This is a genomic window from Diaphorobacter sp. JS3051 (assembly GCF_015832135.1).
GTDB lineage: Bacteria > Pseudomonadota > Gammaproteobacteria > Burkholderiales > Burkholderiaceae_C > Diaphorobacter > Diaphorobacter nitroreducens.
Genome location: NZ_CP065406.1, coordinates 3,430,412 through 3,449,696, shown reverse-complemented (window position 1 = coordinate 3,449,696; position 19,285 = coordinate 3,430,412). Strand labels below are relative to the sequence as shown.

At 68.3% G+C, this 19,285-nt stretch carries 18 protein-coding genes and 1 pseudogene; 3 read left to right on the top strand and 16 right to left on the bottom strand.

What is annotated here, in order from left to right; all coding sequences use genetic code 11:
• Positions 1–8 precede the first annotated feature (8 nt).
• The 4 genes from accC to I3K84_RS16385 all read right to left on the bottom strand — a co-directional run bounded on the left by accC (position 9) and on the right by I3K84_RS16385 (position 3,242).
• A complete protein-coding gene (accC, locus tag I3K84_RS16400; RefSeq protein WP_011806733.1) occupies positions 9–1,358 on the bottom strand; it encodes an acetyl-CoA carboxylase biotin carboxylase subunit in 1,350 nt (449 codons plus the stop codon).
• A gap of 113 nt (positions 1,359–1,471) precedes the next feature.
• Positions 1,472–1,936 carry an acetyl-CoA carboxylase biotin carboxyl carrier protein gene (gene accB, locus I3K84_RS16395; RefSeq protein ID WP_011806734.1) on the bottom strand — a complete coding sequence of 155 codons (465 nt, stop codon included), beginning with the start codon at positions 1,934–1,936 and terminating at the stop codon, positions 1,472–1,474.
• Between the two features lie 110 nt (positions 1,937–2,046).
• The gene (locus I3K84_RS16390) at positions 2,047–2,634 is read right to left on the bottom strand and encodes a TlpA disulfide reductase family protein (RefSeq protein WP_196994998.1); all 588 of its coding nucleotides are present in this window, start codon (positions 2,632–2,634) and stop codon (positions 2,047–2,049) included.
• Positions 2,631–3,242 carry a hypothetical protein gene (locus I3K84_RS16385; RefSeq protein WP_103737170.1) on the bottom strand — a complete coding sequence of 204 codons (612 nt, stop codon included), beginning with the start codon at positions 3,240–3,242 and terminating at the stop codon, positions 2,631–2,633. The genes I3K84_RS16390 and I3K84_RS16385 overlap by 4 nt, the downstream gene beginning before the upstream one ends.
• A 216-nt stretch (positions 3,243–3,458) precedes the next feature.
• On the opposite strand from I3K84_RS16385, the gene mpl reads away from it, so the two are divergent.
• A complete protein-coding gene (gene mpl / locus I3K84_RS16380) occupies positions 3,459–4,883 on the top strand; it encodes a UDP-N-acetylmuramate:L-alanyl-gamma-D-glutamyl-meso-diaminopimelate ligase (protein WP_123676143.1) in 1,425 nt (474 codons plus the stop codon).
• Between the two features lie 48 nt (positions 4,884–4,931).
• Here the strand turns inward: mpl and I3K84_RS16375 are convergent, their stop codons facing one another.
• From I3K84_RS16375 to I3K84_RS22585, 8 genes and pseudogenes are all read right to left on the bottom strand, one after another.
• Positions 4,932–5,243 (bottom strand): hypothetical protein, encoded by a 312-nt coding sequence (locus tag I3K84_RS16375; protein WP_011806738.1) that lies wholly within the window; start codon positions 5,241–5,243, stop codon positions 4,932–4,934.
• 94 nt (positions 5,244–5,337) lie between these two features.
• Positions 5,338–6,456 carry a 3-deoxy-7-phosphoheptulonate synthase gene (locus tag I3K84_RS16370; protein ID WP_196994997.1) on the bottom strand — a complete coding sequence of 373 codons (1,119 nt, stop codon included), beginning with the start codon at positions 6,454–6,456 and terminating at the stop codon, positions 5,338–5,340.
• Between the two features lie 254 nt (positions 6,457–6,710).
• On the bottom strand, positions 6,711–7,259 hold the full coding sequence (locus tag I3K84_RS16365) for a hypothetical protein (protein WP_196994996.1): 549 nt from the start codon (positions 7,257–7,259) through the stop codon (positions 6,711–6,713).
• A gap of 22 nt (positions 7,260–7,281) precedes the next feature.
• Entirely contained in the window at positions 7,282–8,742 is a 1,461-nt protein-coding gene (gene tldD, locus I3K84_RS16360; protein ID WP_103737173.1) for a metalloprotease TldD, read from the bottom strand.
• Between the two features lie 61 nt (positions 8,743–8,803).
• Positions 8,804–9,976 carry a rod shape-determining protein RodA gene (gene rodA / locus I3K84_RS16355; protein WP_047350660.1) on the bottom strand — a complete coding sequence of 391 codons (1,173 nt, stop codon included), beginning with the start codon at positions 9,974–9,976 and terminating at the stop codon, positions 8,804–8,806.
• Between the two features lie 56 nt (positions 9,977–10,032).
• Positions 10,033–10,992 (bottom strand): hypothetical protein, encoded by a 960-nt coding sequence (locus I3K84_RS22595; RefSeq protein ID WP_370567835.1) that lies wholly within the window; start codon positions 10,990–10,992, stop codon positions 10,033–10,035.
• 23 nt (positions 10,993–11,015) lie between these two features.
• A pseudogene (locus I3K84_RS22590) lies at positions 11,016–11,138 on the bottom strand (hypothetical protein); the annotation flags it as partial.
• A gap of 134 nt (positions 11,139–11,272) precedes the next feature.
• Positions 11,273–12,385 (bottom strand): protein kinase, encoded by a 1,113-nt coding sequence (locus I3K84_RS22585; RefSeq protein ID WP_370567748.1) that lies wholly within the window; start codon positions 12,383–12,385, stop codon positions 11,273–11,275.
• A 91-nt stretch (positions 12,386–12,476) separates the two neighbouring features.
• On the opposite strand from I3K84_RS22585, the gene I3K84_RS16345 reads away from it, so the two are divergent.
• The gene (locus I3K84_RS16345; RefSeq protein WP_103737174.1) at positions 12,477–13,064 is read left to right on the top strand and encodes a YqiA/YcfP family alpha/beta fold hydrolase; all 588 of its coding nucleotides are present in this window, start codon (positions 12,477–12,479) and stop codon (positions 13,062–13,064) included.
• On the opposite strand, the gene I3K84_RS16340 is transcribed toward I3K84_RS16345, so the two are convergent.
• The 4 genes from I3K84_RS16340 to I3K84_RS16325 form a co-directional block, all read right to left on the bottom strand.
• The gene (locus I3K84_RS16340) at positions 13,065–14,618 is read right to left on the bottom strand and encodes a Wzy polymerase domain-containing protein (protein WP_196994995.1); all 1,554 of its coding nucleotides are present in this window, start codon (positions 14,616–14,618) and stop codon (positions 13,065–13,067) included.
• A gap of 414 nt (positions 14,619–15,032) precedes the next feature.
• Positions 15,033–15,428, bottom strand: coding sequence for a cytochrome c family protein (locus tag I3K84_RS16335; RefSeq protein ID WP_047350602.1), 396 nt, complete (start codon positions 15,426–15,428; stop codon positions 15,033–15,035).
• Between the two features lie 71 nt (positions 15,429–15,499).
• Positions 15,500–16,090: a ferritin-like domain-containing protein gene (locus I3K84_RS16330; protein WP_196994994.1), complete on the bottom strand. Its 591-nt coding sequence runs from the start codon at positions 16,088–16,090 to the stop codon at positions 15,500–15,502.
• Positions 16,091–16,198: 108 nt separating this feature from the next.
• Entirely contained in the window at positions 16,199–16,930 is a 732-nt protein-coding gene (locus I3K84_RS16325; protein ID WP_196994993.1) for an RNA polymerase sigma factor, read from the bottom strand.
• Between the two features lie 128 nt (positions 16,931–17,058).
• Here I3K84_RS16325 and I3K84_RS16320 point away from each other — a divergent pair, with 128 nt between their 5' ends.
• Complete coding sequence (locus I3K84_RS16320) at positions 17,059–19,230, top strand: ribonuclease catalytic domain-containing protein (RefSeq protein ID WP_196994992.1); 2,172 nt, start codon at positions 17,059–17,061, stop codon at positions 19,228–19,230.
• The last annotated feature ends 55 nt before the right edge of the window (positions 19,231–19,285 follow it).

Sequence of the window (19,285 nt, the reverse complement as noted above, 5' to 3'; positions counted from 1 at the left end):
GCTGACGATCAGCGCTGGCGCTGCGACAGCCACTCCTCCAGGTAGTGGATGTTGGTGCCGCCCGCTACGAACTTGGCGTCCACCATGAGTTCGCGGTGCAGCGCCACGTTGGTATTGATGCCTTCGATCACCGTTTCCGACAGTGCCGTGCGCATGCGCGCCAGGGCTTGCTCGCGCGTATCGCCGTGCACGATGATCTTGCCGATCATGGAGTCGTAATTCGGCGGCACGTAGTAGTTCGTATAGGCGTGCGAGTCCACGCGCACGCCCGGGCCGCCAGGCGCGTGCCACATCGTGATGCGGCCCGGCGACGGGATGAACTTGTAGGGATCCTCCGCGTTCACCCGGCACTCGATCGCATGGCCATGGATCTGAACTTGGCGCTGAGTGAACGGCAGTTTTTCGCCTGCAGCCACCATGATTTGCGTGCGCACGATGTCCACGCCCGTGATCCACTCGGTCACCGGGTGCTCCACCTGCACGCGGGTGTTCATCTCGATGAAGTAGAACTCGCCGTTCTCGTACAGGAACTCGAACGTACCCGCACCGCGGTAGCCGATCTTCTTGCAGGCGGCCACGCAGCGTTCGCCAATCTTCTCGATCAGCTTGCGCGGAATACCCGGTGCCGGCGCTTCCTCGATCACCTTCTGGTGGCGACGCTGCATGGAGCAGTCGCGCTCGCCCAAGTACACGGCATTGCGGTACTTGTCGGCCAGTATCTGGATCTCTATATGGCGCGGGTTCTGGAGGAATTTCTCCATGTACACGGCCGGGTTGCCAAAAGCGGCCTGCGCCTCGGCCTTGGTCATCTGCACCGCGTTGACCAGCGCCGCCTCGGTGTGCACCACCCGCATGCCACGGCCGCCACCACCGCCAGCGGCCTTGATGATGACCGGGTAACCGATGCTCTTGGCAATGCGGCGGATCTGCACCGGATCATCCGGCAACTCGCCATCGGAGCCCGGCACGCAGGGTACGCCCGCGCGGATCATGGCCTGCTTGGCCGACACCTTGTCACCCATCATGCGGATGGAGTCGGGCGTCGGGCCGATGAACTGGAACCCGCTCTTTTCCACCCGTTCGGCGAAATCGGCGTTTTCCGACAGGAAGCCATACCCCGGGTGAATGGCCTCGGCGTCCGTCACCTCGGCCGCCGAAATGATGGCAGGCATGTTGAGGTAGGACAGCGGCGAGGGCGCGGGGCCGATGCACACAGCCTCCTCCGCCAGCTTGACATATTTGGCGTCGCGGTCGGCCTCGGAATAGACCATCACGGCCTTCACGCCCAGTTCGTGGCAGGCACGCTGGATTCGCAGGGCAATCTCGCCGCGATTGGCGACCAAAATCTTCTTAAACATGGTTGGCCTCGCGGCTCAAGGCCGCATGCAGACAAAAACCCGCGCCAGCGCCTGGTGCTGCCATGCACGCGCAACGAGCGCATGCGGCGGGGGCTGAAGCGCTCATGCGCGGCTTACTCGATGACGAACAGCGGCTGCCCGTATTCCACCGCCTGCCCGTTCTCACCCAGGATGCGGGTCACCGTGCCGGACTTGTCGGCCTCGATCTCGTTCAGGATCTTCATGGCTTCGACGATGCACACCGTGTCACCTTCCTTGACCTTGCTGCCCACCTCGACAAACGGCTTCGCGCCCGGGCTGGACGCGCGATAGAACGTACCCACCATGGGCGACTTGACGATATGGCCAGAAGGGGCCGCCGCCGCGGGGGCAGGCAATTCGGCGACGGGCGCGGTGGGCGCGGCCGCTACGGGCGCGGCGGCCATGGGGGTTTGGACGGGAGCGGCGACGAACTGCTGCACCACGGCCCCGCCGCTCTTCACGATGCGGACCTTGCCCTCGGCTTCGGTGATCTCGAGTTCAGAAACATTCGACTCGGAGACCAGATCGATGAGGGTCTTGAGTTTTCGCAAATCCATGGGGGCTCCAACGGCTAGAAACGGAATGGGGAGCGAATTTACCCTAATTTCGGACTATTTCACCGAAACGACCCCAATTGCCACCATCTCCATTGAGGAAACACAGACGCTCACCACGTTGTGGACCAGCCTTGGAGATCCTGCGCCGTCAGTTGGCCCATTTTACGCTTCAAAATGCTGCCATTTGCGCCAAACAGTACGGTAAAGGGCAGCCCGCCCTTTTCGTTGCCCAGCCGGCGTGCCAGGTCGGTGCCGCCCAGCCCCCCCAAGGCGATTGGGAAATCGAGAGGCATGCGCTCTAGAAATTTGCGCACGTTGGAAGGCTGATCGATCGCCAAGCCCACAACCTGCCACCCTTTGGCGCGGTGTTCCCCATAAAAGGCATTGAGCAGCGGCAGTTCTTCCACGCACGGGGGGCACCAGGTGGCCCAAAAATTCAACAGCAGGGGGCGACCCCGCAAGGCGGCCATGGACAGCACTTCGCCCGCCGGGCCTTCAAACTGCGCGCCCCAGACGTCGTCGGACACGCCCTCCTGCACCGGGCCCGGCCGCAGCCGCCAGGCCGCCAGCCCCGCCCCCCCCAGGGCGGCAAGGGCACCGGCCCCCACCAGCAGCCAGCGGCGGCGGCGGAGCGGATGGGCGCTCGGCGCCTTTGCGGAATCGGCAGACGCCGAAGAGGAAAGAGTGGGCTCGTTCATGAAGACAGGGTGGAAGTAGGCATTTCCTGCAGCAACCGGCGCACGGCTTGCAGATCACCCCGGGGCGCGCGCCCCCGGGCGTCGGGGCGCAGCGCGCCACGCAGGTCGTCCAGGTCATAGATCAGCAGATGCACACCGATCTCTTCGTGCAACGCGGCGGATCGGCTGCTCAGACTCAAGGCATCGACCGGCTCGCCCCGGAAACCCATGACGGTGCGCGGCTCGTAATTCACATGGTGGTCGATGAGGGCAATCTCGGCCGATTTGGGATCGTCGCAGAACAGCGCCAGGTAGATGTCGGACAGCCGTGTGGCCGTGCCGTGCCAGACCGCACCACCCAGGTAGGGGCGGAAGTCCTGCATGCGTTGCATCCACACCAGCGCCAATTCGCGCAGCGCCCGCAATTCGGAGGGTTGGGTATCGGCGCAAAACAGGCCGATGTACTCCCGCACGGCATCCTCGACGAGGTCGTTGTCGGGCAGCGGCGTGCGCTGGGGCAGCCCCAACTCCTTGACCGCGCGGCGCTTGGCCGCCCCCCACTCCAGCCCCTCCTCGACCACCAGGCGGGCTGCGGCATTGGCGATTTCGATGGCAAGGGCGTTTTGCATGGCGGCACGGTCCAGAACGCAGGACGTCCATTGTCGCCCCAATGCCCCGCAATACCGTTGACGCAACCTTGACGGCGCACCCGCCGCAGGGGCAATGCACCATGCATCCGCCATTTGCTCCTTATTCGATAGCTGTTCGCGCTTTATCAACGGGCGTTAGAACCATTTTTCTCATAAATCCTGGAGGTTCCACCGAGGTCCATAGAATCGGGAGCCATGCATATACACATCCTGGGCATCTGCGGCACGTTCATGGGCGGCCTGGCCGCGCTGGCGCGCGAGGCGGGCCACCGTGTCACCGGCTGCGACGCCGGCGTCTACCCTCCCATGAGCGACCAGTTGCGCGCCTTGGGAATAGAGTTGATCGAAGGCTATGGCGCCGACCAGCTCGCGCTGAAGCCTGACATGTTCGTGGTGGGCAACGTGGTCAGCCGCGCGCGGCTGGCGGACGGCACGCCGAAGTTTCCGCTGATGGAGGCCATCCTCGACGCGGGCGCGCCCTATACCAGCGGGCCGCAATGGCTGGCCGAGCATGTGCTGCAGGGCCGCCATGTGCTGGCCGTCGCCGGCACGCACGGCAAGACGACCACCACGTCCATGCTGGCCTGGATTCTGGAATGCGCGGGCCTGGCGCCCGGCTTCCTGGTGGGCGGTGTGCCGATGAACTTCGGCGTATCCGCGCGTCTGGGCGCACCCGTACGGCCCCTGGCCGGGCCAGGACCGCTCGCCACGGCGCCGCTGTTCGTGATCGAGGCCGATGAATATGACACCGCGTTCTTCGACAAGCGCAGCAAATTCGTGCACTACCGCCCCCGCACCGCCGTGCTGAACAACCTGGAGTTCGATCACGCCGACATCTTTGACGACCTGGGCCAGATCGAACGGCAGTTCCACCACTTGGTGCGCACGGTGCCGCCCTCGGGCCGCGTGGTGGTCAACGGGCTGGAGGAGAGCCTGGCACGCGTACTGCACGCCGGCTGCTGGAGCGGCGTGGCCAACTTTGGCACCGCGGTGAGCGACTTCGGCGCGCAAGGCGAGCCGCACGATTTCGAGGTGCTGCAGCGGGGCCGCACAGTGGCACGCGTGCAGTGGACGCTGACGGGCGTGCACAACCAGCTCAATGCCCTCGCTGCCATCGCGGCCGCCGAGCATGTGGGCGTGACGCCTGCCCAGGCGGCCGAGGCACTGGCGCGCTTCGAGAACGTCAAGCGCCGCATGGAGCTGCGCGGCACGGTGCGGGGCATCGCTGTCTATGACGACTTTGCGCACCATCCCACGGCGCTGCGCACCACGCTGGACGGACTGCGCCGGCGCGTGGGCCCCAAAGGCGAAGGCCGCGGGCGCATCCTGGCGGTGTTCGAGCCGCGCAGCAACACCATGAAGCTGGGCACCATGAAGGCGCAACTGCCCTGGGCGCTGGAGCCGGCCGACCTGGCCTTCTGCCATACCGCCGGCCTGGACTGGGACGCCGCTGCGGCGCTGGCCCCTATGGGTGCGCGCGCGCAGACGGCGGGCGACCTGCCCACGCTGGTGGGCCAGATCCGCGCGGCGGTGCAGCCGGGCGACCACATCGTCTGCATGAGCAACGGCAGCTTTGGCGGAGTGCACGCCCAACTGCTCGCAGAACTATCAAAACAATAGCTGCTAGCGCTTGATTAATAAGCGCTAGCAGCCTTTTTGGCTTGAGACTTAGAAGCTGACAGCCATGCCCGGCACGTCCACGCGCACGACGGGCCTGGCAAGCGCAGCGACGGTGGCGCGGGCAAACTGGCCGGACCATGCAGGATCGGCCAGCAGCGTCGCCCCCGCGGCGCGGGCCACGGTCAGCACCTTGTCGGCCAGCAGCACCTTGCCGCTGGCGCGCAGCGGCTCGCATTCCAGGCGTAGAAATTCATCGTCCAGCCAGCGGCGCGCGTCCTCGTGCGACAGGGGCTGTCCCCCCTGCGCGTCCAGACGGAATTCCTGATCGGGGCTCAGGGTGACCAATACTTCGCTGTGCATGAGCTGTCTCGCCTCTTGATGGAATAGTGTTGACGGGTGAACGGGACGGCGCGGCCGCGCCATTCCCGTGCCGCGAGCTTACACCGCGCCCGCTTCAGCGCACGCGCCGCGCTTGCACGGCGGCCGCCAGCTCGGCCAGGCAGGCAACGGAGTCGTCCCAGCCCAGGCAGGCATCGGTGATGCTCTTGCCGTATTCCAGCGCCGTGGCATCGTCCTTGCCCGGCGTGAACTTCTGCGCTCCGGGCTGCAGGTGGCTTTCCACCATCACGCCGAACACGCTGCGCGAGCCGCCTGCGATCTGCGCGGCGATGTCGCGCGCCACATCGCGCTGCTTCTCGTGCTGCTTGCTGCTGTTGGCATGGCTGCAGTCCACCATCAGCGACGCCGGCAGGCCGGCGGCCTCCAGGTCCTTGCAGGCCGCGGCAACGCTGGCTGCGTCGTAGTTGGGCGCCTTGCCGCCGCGCAGGATCACGTGGCAATCCTTGTTGCCCGCGGTGTGCACGATGGCCACCTGGCCGTTCTTGTGCACCGACAGGAAGTGGTGGCCGCGGCTGGCGGACTGGATGGCATCGGTGGCGATGCGGATGTTGCCATCGGTGCCGTTCTTGAAGCCGATGGGGGCCGAAATGCCGGAGGCCAGTTCGCGGTGGACCTGGCTTTCGGTGGTGCGCGCGCCGATGGCGCCCCAACTGATCAGGTCGCCGATGTACTGGGGCGAGATCACGTCCAGGAACTCGCTGCCCGCCGGCACGCCCAGGCGGTTGATGTCGATGAGCAGCTGGCGCGCGATGCGCAGGCCCTCGTCGATGCGGTAGCTGCCGTCCAGGTAGGGGTCGTTGATCAGGCCCTTCCAGCCCACGGTGGTGCGGGGCTTCTCGAAGTACACGCGCATGACCACTTCCAGCTGGTCCTTGTACTGCTCACGCACCGCCTTGAGCTTGCGCGCATAGTCCACCGCGGCGTGCGGGTCGTGGATCGAACAGGGGCCGATGATGACGAGCAGCCGGTCGTCCTCGCCGCTCATGATGCGCTGGATGCTGCGGCGTGTGTTGGCAATCAGCGACTCCACCTCCGACCCGCGGATCGGGAAGAAGCGAATCAGGTGGTCTGGAGGAGGAAGCACGGTGATGTCCTTGATGCGTTGGTCGTCGGTTTCGCTGGTTTTCTCGACGTTGGGATACCAGGCATCGCTGCTGGAGACATGGGCGTTCATGGGTGCTTCCTCTCGGGTGTGTGGGGGGTGAAGATGGAAAACGGAGAACAGATAACAAAAAACCGCCGGGCTTTTCAGCTTCGGCGGTTTCTTAGAGAAGGGGGCTCAGTCTGGGTGCGCGCGTACCTCTCATCCGCCAGGGACAGAGAACCAAAAGTAAAAGTAAAACGCGCTGTGAACTGACATGCGAACCAATGTAGCACGTATTGCGGCACCGCAACATAGGCACCGTGTTGCCGTCGCGCTACAACCGCTTACGGATGCCGTCCCTCGAACCACCACCGGCGCAGGCGCGCCAGCAGTGGCGCACGCGGTGGGCGCTCCGCGGCAGGCCGGGTGTCGGGCGCCGATCGTTCCATGCAGGGGTCGCCCTGCATATAGATGTCGAGCACCAGCCGCGCCTCTCCCAGCGTGCGCCACGCCTGCCGCTCAAAAGTACTGAAGCGCTCGGCCTCAGAGGGGCTACGCTGCTGCAAGGCCTGCTGCCATTGCGCCAGGGCATCGCGCAATTCGCGCAACGCGCGTTGGTAGACACCGAATTCATACAGCGCATGCCAGGCCGACCCCAGGCCTGTGAGGTGCAGCTGGTGGCGCCTTGCGCAATGCGCCAGCGCCTCGGCGCTGCGCCGCACGGCCTCGGGCCCCAGCTGCCCCCGGCGCGCGCGCGTGGCGGCCTCGATATGCTGGGCCAGCTCGCCCACGCTGTCGCGCAGCGCACGCGCGTCCTCGTCCGCCTCGCCGCCGTGCGGATTACGGTCCGGATCGGTGAAAGTCTGCGGGCGGCTGGAGAGTGGCGTGGGCATGGCACACAACCGGCCGCGGCGCTCAGGCCGTGCCGCCCACCGTCAGGCCATCGATGCGCATGGTGGGCTGGCCCACTCCCACGGGCACGCTCTGGCCTTCCTTGCCGCAGGTGCCCACACCGCTGTCCAGGCGCATGTCGTTGCCGATCATGGTCACCTTCTTGAGCGACTCCGGGCCGCTGCCGACGATGGTCGCGCCCTTCACGGGGTACTGGATCTTGCCGTTTTCCACCCAGTAGGCCTCGCTCGCGGAGAACACGAACTTGCCGCTGGTGATGTCCACCTGTCCGCCGCCGAAGTTGGTGGCGTACAGGCCCTTCTTGATGCTGGCGACGATTTCCTGCGGGTCCTTGTCGCCGCCCAGCATGTAGGTATTGGTCATGCGTGGCATGGGGATGTGGGCATAGCTCTCGCGCCGGCCGTTGCCCGTGGGCTTGACACCCATGAGGCGCGCATTCATCGCGTCCTGGATGTAGCCCTTCAATATGCCGTCCTCGATGAGCACGTTGCGCTGCGTGGCATGGCCCTCATCGTCCACGTTGAGCGAGCCGCGGCGGTCGGCCAGCGTGCCATCGTCCAGCACGGTGACGCCCTTGGCCGCCACGCGCTGGCCGATGCGGCCGCTGAAGGCACTCGACCCCTTGCGGTTGAAGTCGCCCTCCAGCCCGTGGCCCACGGCCTCGTGCAGCAGCACACCGGGCCAACCGGGGCCCAGCACCACGGTCATCTCGCCCGCGGGCGCGGGGCGCGACTCCAGGTTGACCAACGCAGCATTCACGGCTTCATGGACATACTGCCCGATCTGCTCGTCGGTGAAATAGGCCAGACCGAAGCGCCCGCCCCCGCCGGCCGAGCCCACCTCGCGGCGGCCGTTCTGCTCGGCGATGACGGTGATCGACAGGCGCACCAGCGGGCGCACATCGGCGGCCATCAGCCCATCGGCACGCGCCACCAGCACCACGTCGTACTCGCTGGCCAGGCCCGCCATGACCTGCACCACGCGCGGGTCCTTGGCGCGGGCACATTGCTCGGCGCGCTCCAGCAGGCGCACCTTGTCGGTGCTGTCCATCGAGGCGATGGGGTCGATGTGCGGGTACAGTGAACGGCTGTTTGCTATCTTTTTTGAAGCTACTCGCGCACGTCCCACCTTATCCGCGGCCGAAATGGACCGTACGGTACGGGCCGCGTCGAGCAGCGAGGCCTCGGAAATATCATCCGAGTAGGCGAAGGCCGTCTTCTCGCCGCTCACCGCGCGCACGCCCACGCCCTGGTCGATGGAGAACGAGCCCGTCTTGACGATGCCCTCTTCCAGGCTCCAGCCTTCGCTGCGCGTGTACTGGAAGTACAGGTCGGCGTCGTCCACGCGGTGCGCGCGGATCTCCGCCAGGGCGCGGGAGAGGTGGGACTCGTCCAGGCCGAAGGGGGTGAGCAGCAGCTCACGGGCCAGGCCCAGGCGTTCAATGGTGGGTTCGCGGGAAATCATCGGCCGATTGTAGGCAGGCGCCCTAGACCCTGCGTGCACGCAGGTTCCCCCCGCAGCCCCGCTACCGCGCCCGCGGCGGCCCCTGCTCGGGCTGGTGCTGTGCGCGTGCCACCGACATCAGCACCCCCAGCGCAAGCCCCAGCGTGACCATGGCCGTGCCGCCGTAACTGACGAACGGCAGCGGCACCCCCACCACGGGCAGGATGCCGCTGACCATGCCCATGTTCACGAAGGCATAGGTGAAGAAGATCATCGCCACGGCACTCGCCATGAGGCGCCCGAACAGCGTATTGGCGTTGGCCGCAATCGCCAGCCCGCGCCACACCAGCAGCACAAAGCAGACGATCAGGGTGAGGTTGCCCACCAGGCCGAACTCCTCGGAGAACGCGGCGAAGATGAAGTCGGTCGTGCGCTCGGGGATGAACTCCAGGTGCGTCTGCGTGCCGGCCATGAAGCCCTTGCCCCACACGCCGCCCGAGCCGATGGCGATCATGCCCTGGATGATGTGAAAGCCCTTGCCCAGCGGATCGCGCGTGGGGTCCAGTAACGTGCAGATGCGCTGTTGCTGATAGTCGTGCAGCACCGGCCAGCGCACGCCCTCGGCGCACAGTTGCGGCTCGAACCAGACGATGAGCGCAATGCCCACCGCGCCCAGCAGCACCGGCGGCACCACCAGCTTCCAGGGCAGGCCCGCAAAGAAAATCACCGACAGCCCCGCGGCCATCACCAGCAGCGAGGTGCCCAGGTCGGGCTGTTTCATGATCAGGCCCACGGGCACCATGAGCAGCGCCCCCGCCACCACGAAATCCAGCGCACGCAGCTGGCCCTCGCGCTTTTGGAACCACCAGGCCAGCATCAGCGGGGTGGCGATCTTCAGCAGCTCGCTGGGCTGGATCACCACACCCACGTTGATCCAGCGCTGCGCCCCCTTCTTGGTGATGCCGAACAGCGCCACGCCCACCAGCAGCGCCACGCCCAGCGTGTACAACGGCACGGCCAGCATCATCAGCCGCTGCGGCGGCACCTGGGCCACCACGAACAGGATGCCCGCGGCCAGCAGCATGTTGCGGCCATGGTCGTAAAAGCGCGTGCCATGATCGAAACCCGACGAATACATGGCCACCAGGCCGATGGATGACAACGCCAGCAGCAGCGCGATGAGCGGCCAGTCAAAGCCGCGCAGCAGCGGCAGGACGCGTTGCGGCAGGGAAGGTTTGTCGAAAGCGGCGGCCATGGGGCGCGATTATCGGGTGCCAGGCCAAGCCCCCTGCGTGATTCCAGGACTAAGCATCAGTCGGCCTGGCGAAACGCCAGCACCAGCTGGTTGCGCAGCGTGCGCAGCTGCCCCTGCATCTTGTCGTCCACCACCAGGCCGCCAGGGCGCTCATGATCGGCATAGATCAGCGCAAAGGGACGCTGCTTGATCGACAGCGGCAGCAGCAGAAAGCTGGTGGCATCGAAGCTGCCGAGGAACCATGCCGGCAGACGCGCTCGCACACGCTCCTCGGTGGCGTCGGCAATCAGGGTATCGGCGCCCCGCTGGCACACGGCGGCAAACAGGTCATCCGCGTCCTTCAGGGGCACGGCCAGGGCGCGCACGGCGTCTGCGCTGCCTTCGCCCAGTCCGAAGCGCCCGGTCATGCGCTCGGTCTTGACCTCGCGCAGGCAGAACACGATGCGCCGCGCGCCCAGCGCACGCAGCATGGTTTCCAGCACCATGCGCACGATGTCATTCAGGCGGAAGTCCTCCACCATGGCGTTGCTGACCTCCTGGATGCCAGCGGCCAGCACCTCGGCCGCCTGGCTGGCGGAAGGCGCCGCATCAGTGGACTGCGCCAGCGTCAGAGGCAGGGTCTGCAGGGCGTCGTAATGCAGCTCATGGCCCGTGGCCGGGTCGGCCAATACCGGCGGCGCATCCAGGGCGGTGGGCGGAGCCAGCAGGCGCGCCGCGGGCGAGCCCTTGTCCACGCGCAAGTCCAGGGCGTCGGCCATGGCGATGAGCTGCTCGCGTGCCAGCACCGTGGCCTTGACGAACTCCTGCTGCGTCATCGAGAAAGCGACCGCATAGTGCGCCGCCAGCCGCTGCAGGCGGGCGCCCGCGGGTTCCGGCTCATGCTGCAGCATGATGGTGGCTGCCTCGTTCGCGGCACGTCCCACCCAGCGCAACCGCTCCACGCCCTCGGGCGGCGCTGCGGCGGCCGCCCCTGCGGTGGCCGTATGCAGCGCTGCAGGGAATCGGGCAGGCTCCACACACGCGCCACGCCGACACCCAGGTCTTCCAGGCTCAGTCCTAGCACCTGCAAAGCCGCGGCTTCATCGCCCCCCGACGGCCGGTCAGAGGCCACCAGCGCACGGATCCGGGCCGCCTCCTCCGGGAAATAAAACGAGCACAGCATGCGCCCCAGGCCCTGGAACATCGCGCCGAGAAACGCTTCCTCGCGCATCTGCTTGGCGTGCCCCCGGTCCTGCATGTGCTCCAGCAGCACCAGCGACAGCGCCATGTTGCGCACCGCATTGAAGCCCACCAGGCTCACCGCGCGCGAGACCGTGCCGATGCCGCCCCCAGGTGGGAAAAGGGGGCGCTGTTGACCAATCGCAGCAGCTTGTTGGTGAGGGCAACGCTCTTGAGGATCTCGTTGGTCAGATCAGCAATGCTGTCGTCCTCCGAGTGGGTCATGCGCTGGATGCGCGCCACCGAATCGGACAGCGCCGGAAAGTCACTCTTGTGGCGCATGCGCCGCAGCAGGAAGTCCAGCGCGGCATTGCTTGCCGCCGTAGGGGCGCTCACCGGCGCCGCCCAGGCACGCAAGGCATCGCACATTTCCTGCGCGCTGGCGTAGCGCTCGGCAGGGTCGCGCGCCAGGGCCCGGCGCAGGATGGAGCGCAGGCCATCGTCCACGCCCGCCCCCAGATCGTCGGGCAGCTGCGGCGCGTGGCGGGCGACATGCGCGAGCGCCTGCACCGGGTCACGCTCAGTAATCAAACGCCTGCCGGTGAGCAGTTCCACGAGCACCAGCGCAGCGGCGTAGATGTCCGACGCGGGCGCGGGCGCCGCGCCCGCCACCGCTTCTGGCGCCATGTAGGCCGGCGTGCCGCGCGCAACGGGGCCGCCCCCAGGGCTGGCCATGGCCGCGGCGATGCCGAAATCCATGATCCGCGCATGGCGCTGGACATCCACCATCACGTTCGACGGCTTCAGGTCGCAGTGCACGATGCCGGCCTCATGCGCCGCCTGCAGCCCTTCGAGCACGTCCACCAGCAGCTCCACCGCGTCGTGCACCGCACAGCGGCCCTGATGCGCCAGATGCTCGGCCAGCGTGCAGCCCGGCACATATTCGAACACCAGGTAGGGCTGGCCTTCGTGCACGTCGGCCTCGAACACCGGCACGATGCGCGGGTGCGACAGCCGGCCCACATGGCGCGCCTCGCGCAGCCACTGCTCCTGCGCCTGCGCGTCGCCGCCGTCGGCCAGCCACTTGACCGCGACCTCGCGGTGCAGGCGCGTGTCCCGCGCCAGCCACACGGTCGCCTGCGCGCCCCGGCCCAGCACGTGCAGCAACTCGAATCGCCCCAGGCGCTGGCGAGCGGGCATGGCGCCCGCTGCAGCGCCCAGGGTGGCCGGACGGGAAACGGAATCGGGCATGGCGTAAGCTGGCTACAAGATCCACGCATCATCCACCAAAACCCGTTGCCGGACCGGCATTTGCCTTTCGACAGCGCCGACGCTGACAGCCATGCCCACCACCCACCTGCTGTACCTGCACGGCTTTCGCTCCTCGCCCCAGTCCACCAAGGCCCGTCAGGTGGCCGCGCACGTGGCGCAGCACCACCCAAGCGTGACGTTCTGGTGCCCACAGCTGCCCCCTTCGCCGCGCGCGGCGATGGCGCTGGTCGCAGGCGGCATCGCCACCTGGCCGCAGGGACCGGGCATGGCGGTGGTCGGCTCGTCGCTCGGCGGCTACTACGCCAGCTGGGTGGCGCAACAGGCGCGCTGCACCAGCGTGCTGCTCAACCCCGCCGTCCACCCCGCGCGCGACCTGGAACGCTACATCGGCGAGCAGACCGCGTGGCACAACCCCGAAGAGCGGTTCTTCTTCCGCCCCGAGTACATCGCCGAGCTGCAGGCGCTGGACGTGCGCCACCTGCCGCCCGCAGGGCCGGAGCTGCTGATCGCCGCGCAGGGTGACGAACTGCTGGACTGGCGCGAGATGGTCGCGCGCTACCCGCAAGCCACCCAGCGCGTACTGCCCGGCGGCGACCACGCGCTGAGCGACTTCGCCCCGCACCTGCCCGAGGTGCTGGCGTTCTGCGACCTGGCCTGATCAGCGCTCCAGCGGCGGGCCACCGGAAGGCTGGCCGCGCTGCCAGCGCCCGAAGTCGTACGGATAGGCGCGGCGGTAGCGGTCGGTGTGCAGCGCCACCTCGTCCTCGCGGCCCAGCAGCCGCGCGCTGGCGATGAGCTTCTCGATCACGCGCGGCTCGGGCGAGTAGTGCAGCAGTTGCAACGCCAGGGCATGCATCTCGGCCGCATTGGCGGGCGTGACCACCGCAGTGGTGAGTTGCGCGAACTGCGCTGGCGCGCGGAAGAACCACACCTGCCGCGCCGCGTCGGCAGCCGTCAGCGCGCGCAGCGCCGCGGGCCGCTCGGCCGTGGGACGGTACAGCGCGCTCACGCGCGCGTAGTCCCGTACCAGTACGAACCCCATGGCCGGTGCCGCCAGCAGTGCCACGCCCGCCACCACCGCACCCACGGGGCGCCAGCGCGCCGCATGCGACAGCCAGGGCGCCAGCAGCACCAGCACGGCCAGCGCGGTGGCCAGCTGAAACGGCCCGTACCACAGCGGGAACTCCAGCAGGCTGTGCACGCCCACAAGGGCCAGCACGCCCCAGGCCAGTTGGCGGTGGGGCTGCGTCTCGCGCCAGGGGCGCGCGCGCAGCGCGGCCCACAGCGGCACGCCGCACAGCAGCAGCGCGGCCGGCAGGCCCAGTTCCACTGCCAGATGCAGCGGCAGGTTGTGGGCGTTGTCCAGCAGCACGCAAAAACGCTCTCCCGCAAACGGGTGGATGTAGTGCGCGTAGTCCAGCTCGCCCCAGCCCCAGCCGGCCCAGGGCCGCTGGGCGATCAGCTCCAGCACGTTGGACCACAGCGTAGCGCGGCCGACGCAGGTCTGGGAGCCATCGGCCATCCGCATGAACAGGCCGTCCATGCGCATGCCCGTCCACCGCAGCAACAGCTGCGGCAAGCCCCACGCGGCCACCGCATAGACCGCCAGCCCCACGCCGGCCATGCCGAGCGCCAGTGCGCCGCTGCTGCGCCGCCACACGGCGAGCAGCGCCAACACCACCAGCCACTCCAGTGCCCCCGTGCGCGAGGCCGTGGCCGCGCCCGCAGTGGCCAGCAGCACCATGGCCCAGGGCACCGCGACCGCCGCCAGCACCGGCCAGCGCGCGCCGCGCCCTGCCAGCACCGGGTTGCCGTCCACCTGCTCCTGCAGGCGCGCCACCCACCACAGCAGCGCCCACACGCCCAGCGCCAGCAACGTGGCCTGCTGGTTGCGCTGGCGCAAGTTGCCGAAGGCCAGGCCCGGGCTGGAGGCATGCACCCACGGCGCCCACCCCGGGTCGCCCATGAAGAACTGCACCAGGCCGATGGCCGCGGCCACCAGCGCCGCCAGCAGCAGACCCGCCGCCAGATGGGCGCCCAGGTGCGCGGCACTGGGACGCCAGGCGCCGCACCAGGCCAGCGCCGCCGGCAGCCAGGCGCAGGCGCCGCTGGCCAGCAGCGGCCAAAAGTTGGAATACGGAGCCTCGGTAATGCCAAAGACGAAGGGCAGCGCCATCGCCAGGACCGCCAGCGGCGCGAAATCAGGACGCATGGCGGGGTGGTGGTGCAAAGGCGATCGTGGGCGTCATGGTGGCGCCCATCATAGGCGCCGCCATGGCAATAGGGCCTGTTCACACTATTTTTGCCAGATGCGTTGCGATCAAAAAGGGCCAGGCGCAAGGCGCCAAACGAAGCTGGGGTGCTACCCCAGCGAGGCTTGGCAACGCCGCGAATGGCCCTTTTTGATCGCAACCCGGAGGGAACGAAGTGAAAACCGCGCCATTCGTCGTTGCCCTCCTAGCCAAGGCCCCGGCCTTGGCGTCGTCACGCGCCTAGATTGGCGCGGTTTTCACGCCATTCGCACTGGCAAAAATAGTGTGAACAGGCCCTAGCCGCACTTCAAGCCAAAAATGCCTCCAGCGCTTTTGCAGCAAGCGCTGGCAGCTATCAAAAGTAGAGCAAATGACTACCTGGGCGTGCAGGCGCTCCCCGGCTGCGTGGCCTGGCGCAGCCAGGCGATGAGCGCCGCACGCTCGCCATCGTCCTTCACGCCCGCGTAGCCCATGGACGTGCCGGGCACGGTGGCTGGCGGGTCCTTCAGGAAGCGCTGCAGCGTGCGCTCGTCCCAGACGATGCCGCTGGCCTTCATGGCCGGGGAGTAGCCGTCGAACCCCGGCGCCGTGCCCGCGCGGCGGCCGAACAGGCCGCAGTGCTGCGGTCCCGTGCGGTGGCCCTCGATGGCGTGGCACCCCGCGCAGCGCGCGTAGATCTGCTGGCCGCGCGCCAGCTGCGCTGCGTCAGGCGCCATGGGCTGGGGCGCGGCCAGCGCTGGCGTTGCCGGTGCGGGCCCGGCGACCGCCATGCCCGCAGCACCAAGCGCCAATCCGCCCACCAACGCCCAGGCCCGCCTACGCCCACCTGCCTGGACGCGGGTCACGACAGGAACGCCGAGGGCACCGGCGCCTCACCCAGGGCCTGGCGCAGCACGGCCCAGTGCATGGCCTCGTCGCCCAGGATGCTGGCGGCCACTTGCGCCAGGGCACGGTCGGCAAACAGCGGCACCGCGCCCAGGTAGGCCGACACGGCGCCGCGCTCCAGTCCGGCGGCAAAGCGCAGCACGTCGGCTTCGGCCTTGAGCTTGTCGGTCGGGAAGCCGTACTGCGCCTTGGCCTGCACGGGCTTGCCGCCCATCTTCTGCACGGCGCCGGCGATCGCGTCGGCATGCTCCTTGTGGTGGCCCTGGAACTGCTGCGCCAGCGGCAGCACGCCGGAGGTGAGCAGACCGCTCTCGGCGCCCACCTGGTAGGCGGCCACGGCCTCGTACTCCGCCGCCAGTGCGGTGTTGAGGATGCGCACGTCGGCCTCGTGCTGTCGCGCATCGGTCTTGGCAGCGGCGGCCAGCGCGTCGCGCCCACCCAGCAACGCCACGGCCGAGGCCGAGAGCACGGCCGCGCCCAACGTGCGGCGGCGCGCGAGCAGTGCAGAAGTAGAAGAAGGAGGCAGGAAGAAGGAAGAGTGGTTCATGGTCATCTCCTTGAAGAAAGGGACAAGTGCCGCGCCGGCGGCGCGGGTAATCGGCGCGGCGCACAGCGGCGCGCAGGCCATAGGCGTGGGCGGGGTGGCGCCGGCCCGTCAGGCCAGCAGCCCGCGCCGCGCCAGTGCGTCCAGCACCTGCTGCACGACCTGGTCGCAGCGCGCGCCCGCAAACGGAAAGACGCTGTCGGCGCAGGCTTCCACCCGCGCGCCCAGCGCGTCGCGCAACATGGCGCGCGAGCGCAGGTAGCGGGTGCGCACCAGCTCTTCGCTGATGTCCAGGCAGAAGGCCGCCTCCTGCACGCTCATCTCCTGCACGGCACGCAGGAGGAACACGCTGCGGTACAGCGGCGGCAGGCTGTGCACGGCCGACTCCAGCAGGGCGCGCAACTGGGCACGCGCACGTGCCTGGTCGGGCGCGTCGTCGGGCGGGGCGAAATAGGACATGGCATCCTCCGGCTGCGGCTCCTGGTCGCTGGCCTGCGCGGGGTCGATCGCCACGCTGCGCGCACGCCGGCGCAAGACGTCCAAGGCCGTGCGCAGGCAGATGCGCGCCAGCCAGGTGCCCAGCGCGGCATCGCCGCGGAAGGCCCGCAGCCGCGTGAAGGCGCGCAAATAGGCCTCCTGCACCACGTCCTGCGCCTCGGCGTCGTCATGCACCACGCCGCGCGCGGCGCGAAACATCAGCCGGTTGTGGCGCCGCATGATGGCGGCGAAGGCTCCCGCCTCGCCGGCGAGGGCGCGCGTCACCAAGGCCGCGTCCGCCGCACGGTCGGCGATCGGGATGGCAGTGACAACCGCCGCCTGCGGCAGGTCCTCGGATGGGTGCATGGCTCGCCTCGCTTTCGTTGAGACCCTTTGCCCATTGGACGCACGCCGAAGGCCTGGCGTGACAAACACCCGCAATCACCTGCCACGAACAGGGGCGCTGCCCGCCGCCATGGGAAAATCGCGCCCCTATGCATGCACTGTTCGACGAAGCCGGCAAGTTCCTGGCCGGCCGCATCCTCTCCGAAGCCGAAAGCTCGGCACAGATTGAGCTCGACTCGGGTAAACGCGTCAAGGTCAAGGCCGCCAACATCCTGTTGAAGTTCGACAAGCCCGCCCCGGCCGAGCTGCTGGCGCAGGCGCGCGAGATCGCCGCCGGCGTGGAGCTTCCGCTGGCCTGGGAGTTCGCGCCCGAGGAGGAGTTCGGCTTCGCCGAGTTGGCGCGCGACTATTTTTCTGCCCAGGCGCCGGTGACCGAGCAAGCCGGCATGCTGGTGGCGCTGTTCGAGGCGCCGCACTACTTCCGCCGCGCGGGCAAGGGGCGTTTTCGCAAGGCGTCGGCCGAGGTGCTGCAGCAGGCCCTCGCCGCCATCGAGAAGAAGAAGCAGATCCAGGCGCAGATCGACGCCTGGGCCGCCGAACTCGTCGCCGGCACCTGCCCGCAACCCGTGCGCGAGCAGCTCTACAAAATTCTGTTCCGCCCCGACAAGAACGCGCCCGAGTACAAGGCCGTGGTCGAGGCCAGCCGCAGCGCGCAGAAGGCTCCGCTGGACCTGTTGCAGGCCGCGGGTGCGATCGACTCCAGCTACCAGTTCCACTGGAAGCGCTTTTTGTTCGACAACTTCCCCAAGGGCACGGGCTTTCCCCCGCTGGCGGCACCCCAGCCGCCGGCCGACCTGCCGCTGGCGGATGTGCAGGCCTATTCCATCGACGATTCGGCCACCACCGAGATCGACGACGCCCTGTCGGTGCAGGGCCTGGGCACCGGCACCGTGACGCTGGGCATCCACATTGCAGCGCCGGGCCTGGCGATCCAACCCGGGGGCGACCTGGACAAGCTGGGGCGCACGCGCCTGTCCACCGTCTACATGCCGGGCTACAAGATCACCATGCTGCCGGGCGACGTGGTGCAGATCTACACGCTGGACGAGGGGCGCGCCAACCCGGCCGTGTCGCTGTATGTGACGATCGACGAGGCCACGCTGGCCATCACCGCCACCGAGACGCGCCTGGAGCGCGTGCCCGTGACGGTGAACCTGCGCCACGACCAGCTGGACCACATCGTGACGGAAGAGTGGTTGGCCGACCCAACCATTCAACATGAAAACACGCCACAGGCCTTGCTGGATCTGCGTGAGCAGCTCTCCTTTTTGCACCGCCTGGCGAAAAGCCTGAAGGCCCAGCGCGAGGTGGTGCGCGGCAAGCCCGAGACCTTCAACCGGCCGGACTACACCTTCCGCCTGAGCGCCGCCCGGCCGCCCGAAGGCGCGAACGCCCCCTCGGGGGGCAGCGCAGCCAGCGAAGCGGCAAGCGTGGGGGCCCACAAGCCCCGCAACGACGGCGCCGAGCCCGATGGCAGCGAAACGGTGGACATCACCACCCGCAAGCGCGGCGCGCCGCTGGACCTGATCGTGGCCGAGGCCGCCATCGTCGCCAACAGCACCTGGGGCAACATGCTGGCCGAGCACGGCGTGCCCGGCATCTACCGCAGCCAGGCCAGCCTGGCGCCGGGGGTCAAGGTGCGCATGTCCACCAAGGCGCTGCCGCACGCCGGCATCGGCGTGAAGAGCTACGCCTGGGCCACCTCGCCGCTGCGCCGCTACGTGGACCTGGTGAACCAGTGGCAGATCATTGCCTGCGCGCGCCACGGCAAGACCGCTGCACTGGCCGCACCGTTCAAGCCCAAGGACGCGGAGCTGTTCTCCATCATCAGCAGCTTCGATGCCGCCTACAGCGCCTACAACGGCTACCAGGCCGGCATGGAGCGCTTCTGGACGCTCAAGTACCTGCAGCAGAACCAGATCACCGAGCTGGAAGCCACCGTGTTCAAGGAAGGGCCGAACGGCAGCTTCCTGGTGCGCGCCGACACCCTGCCACTGGTGCTGCCCGTGCTGGGCGCGCAGCAGCTGCCGCGCGGCGCACGCGTGCGCGTCAAGCTCGGCGAGATCGACGAGATCACGCTGGACGTGGCGGGCACCCTGGTGGCGCGCCTGGACGACCCGCTGGATGCCAGCGACGACGGCCCGGTGGACGAGGACGAGGGCGACGAGGAGGCCGTGGCCGGCCCGATCGCCATCGCGGTCGATGTCAACGAGGCCGAGGGCGAGGGCGCCGGCGGCACCGCTGATAATCGGGCGCCGTGACAACCGCTCCCTTGCTCCACCGCCATGCAGCGCGCCGCCCCACAGGGGCGCCGCG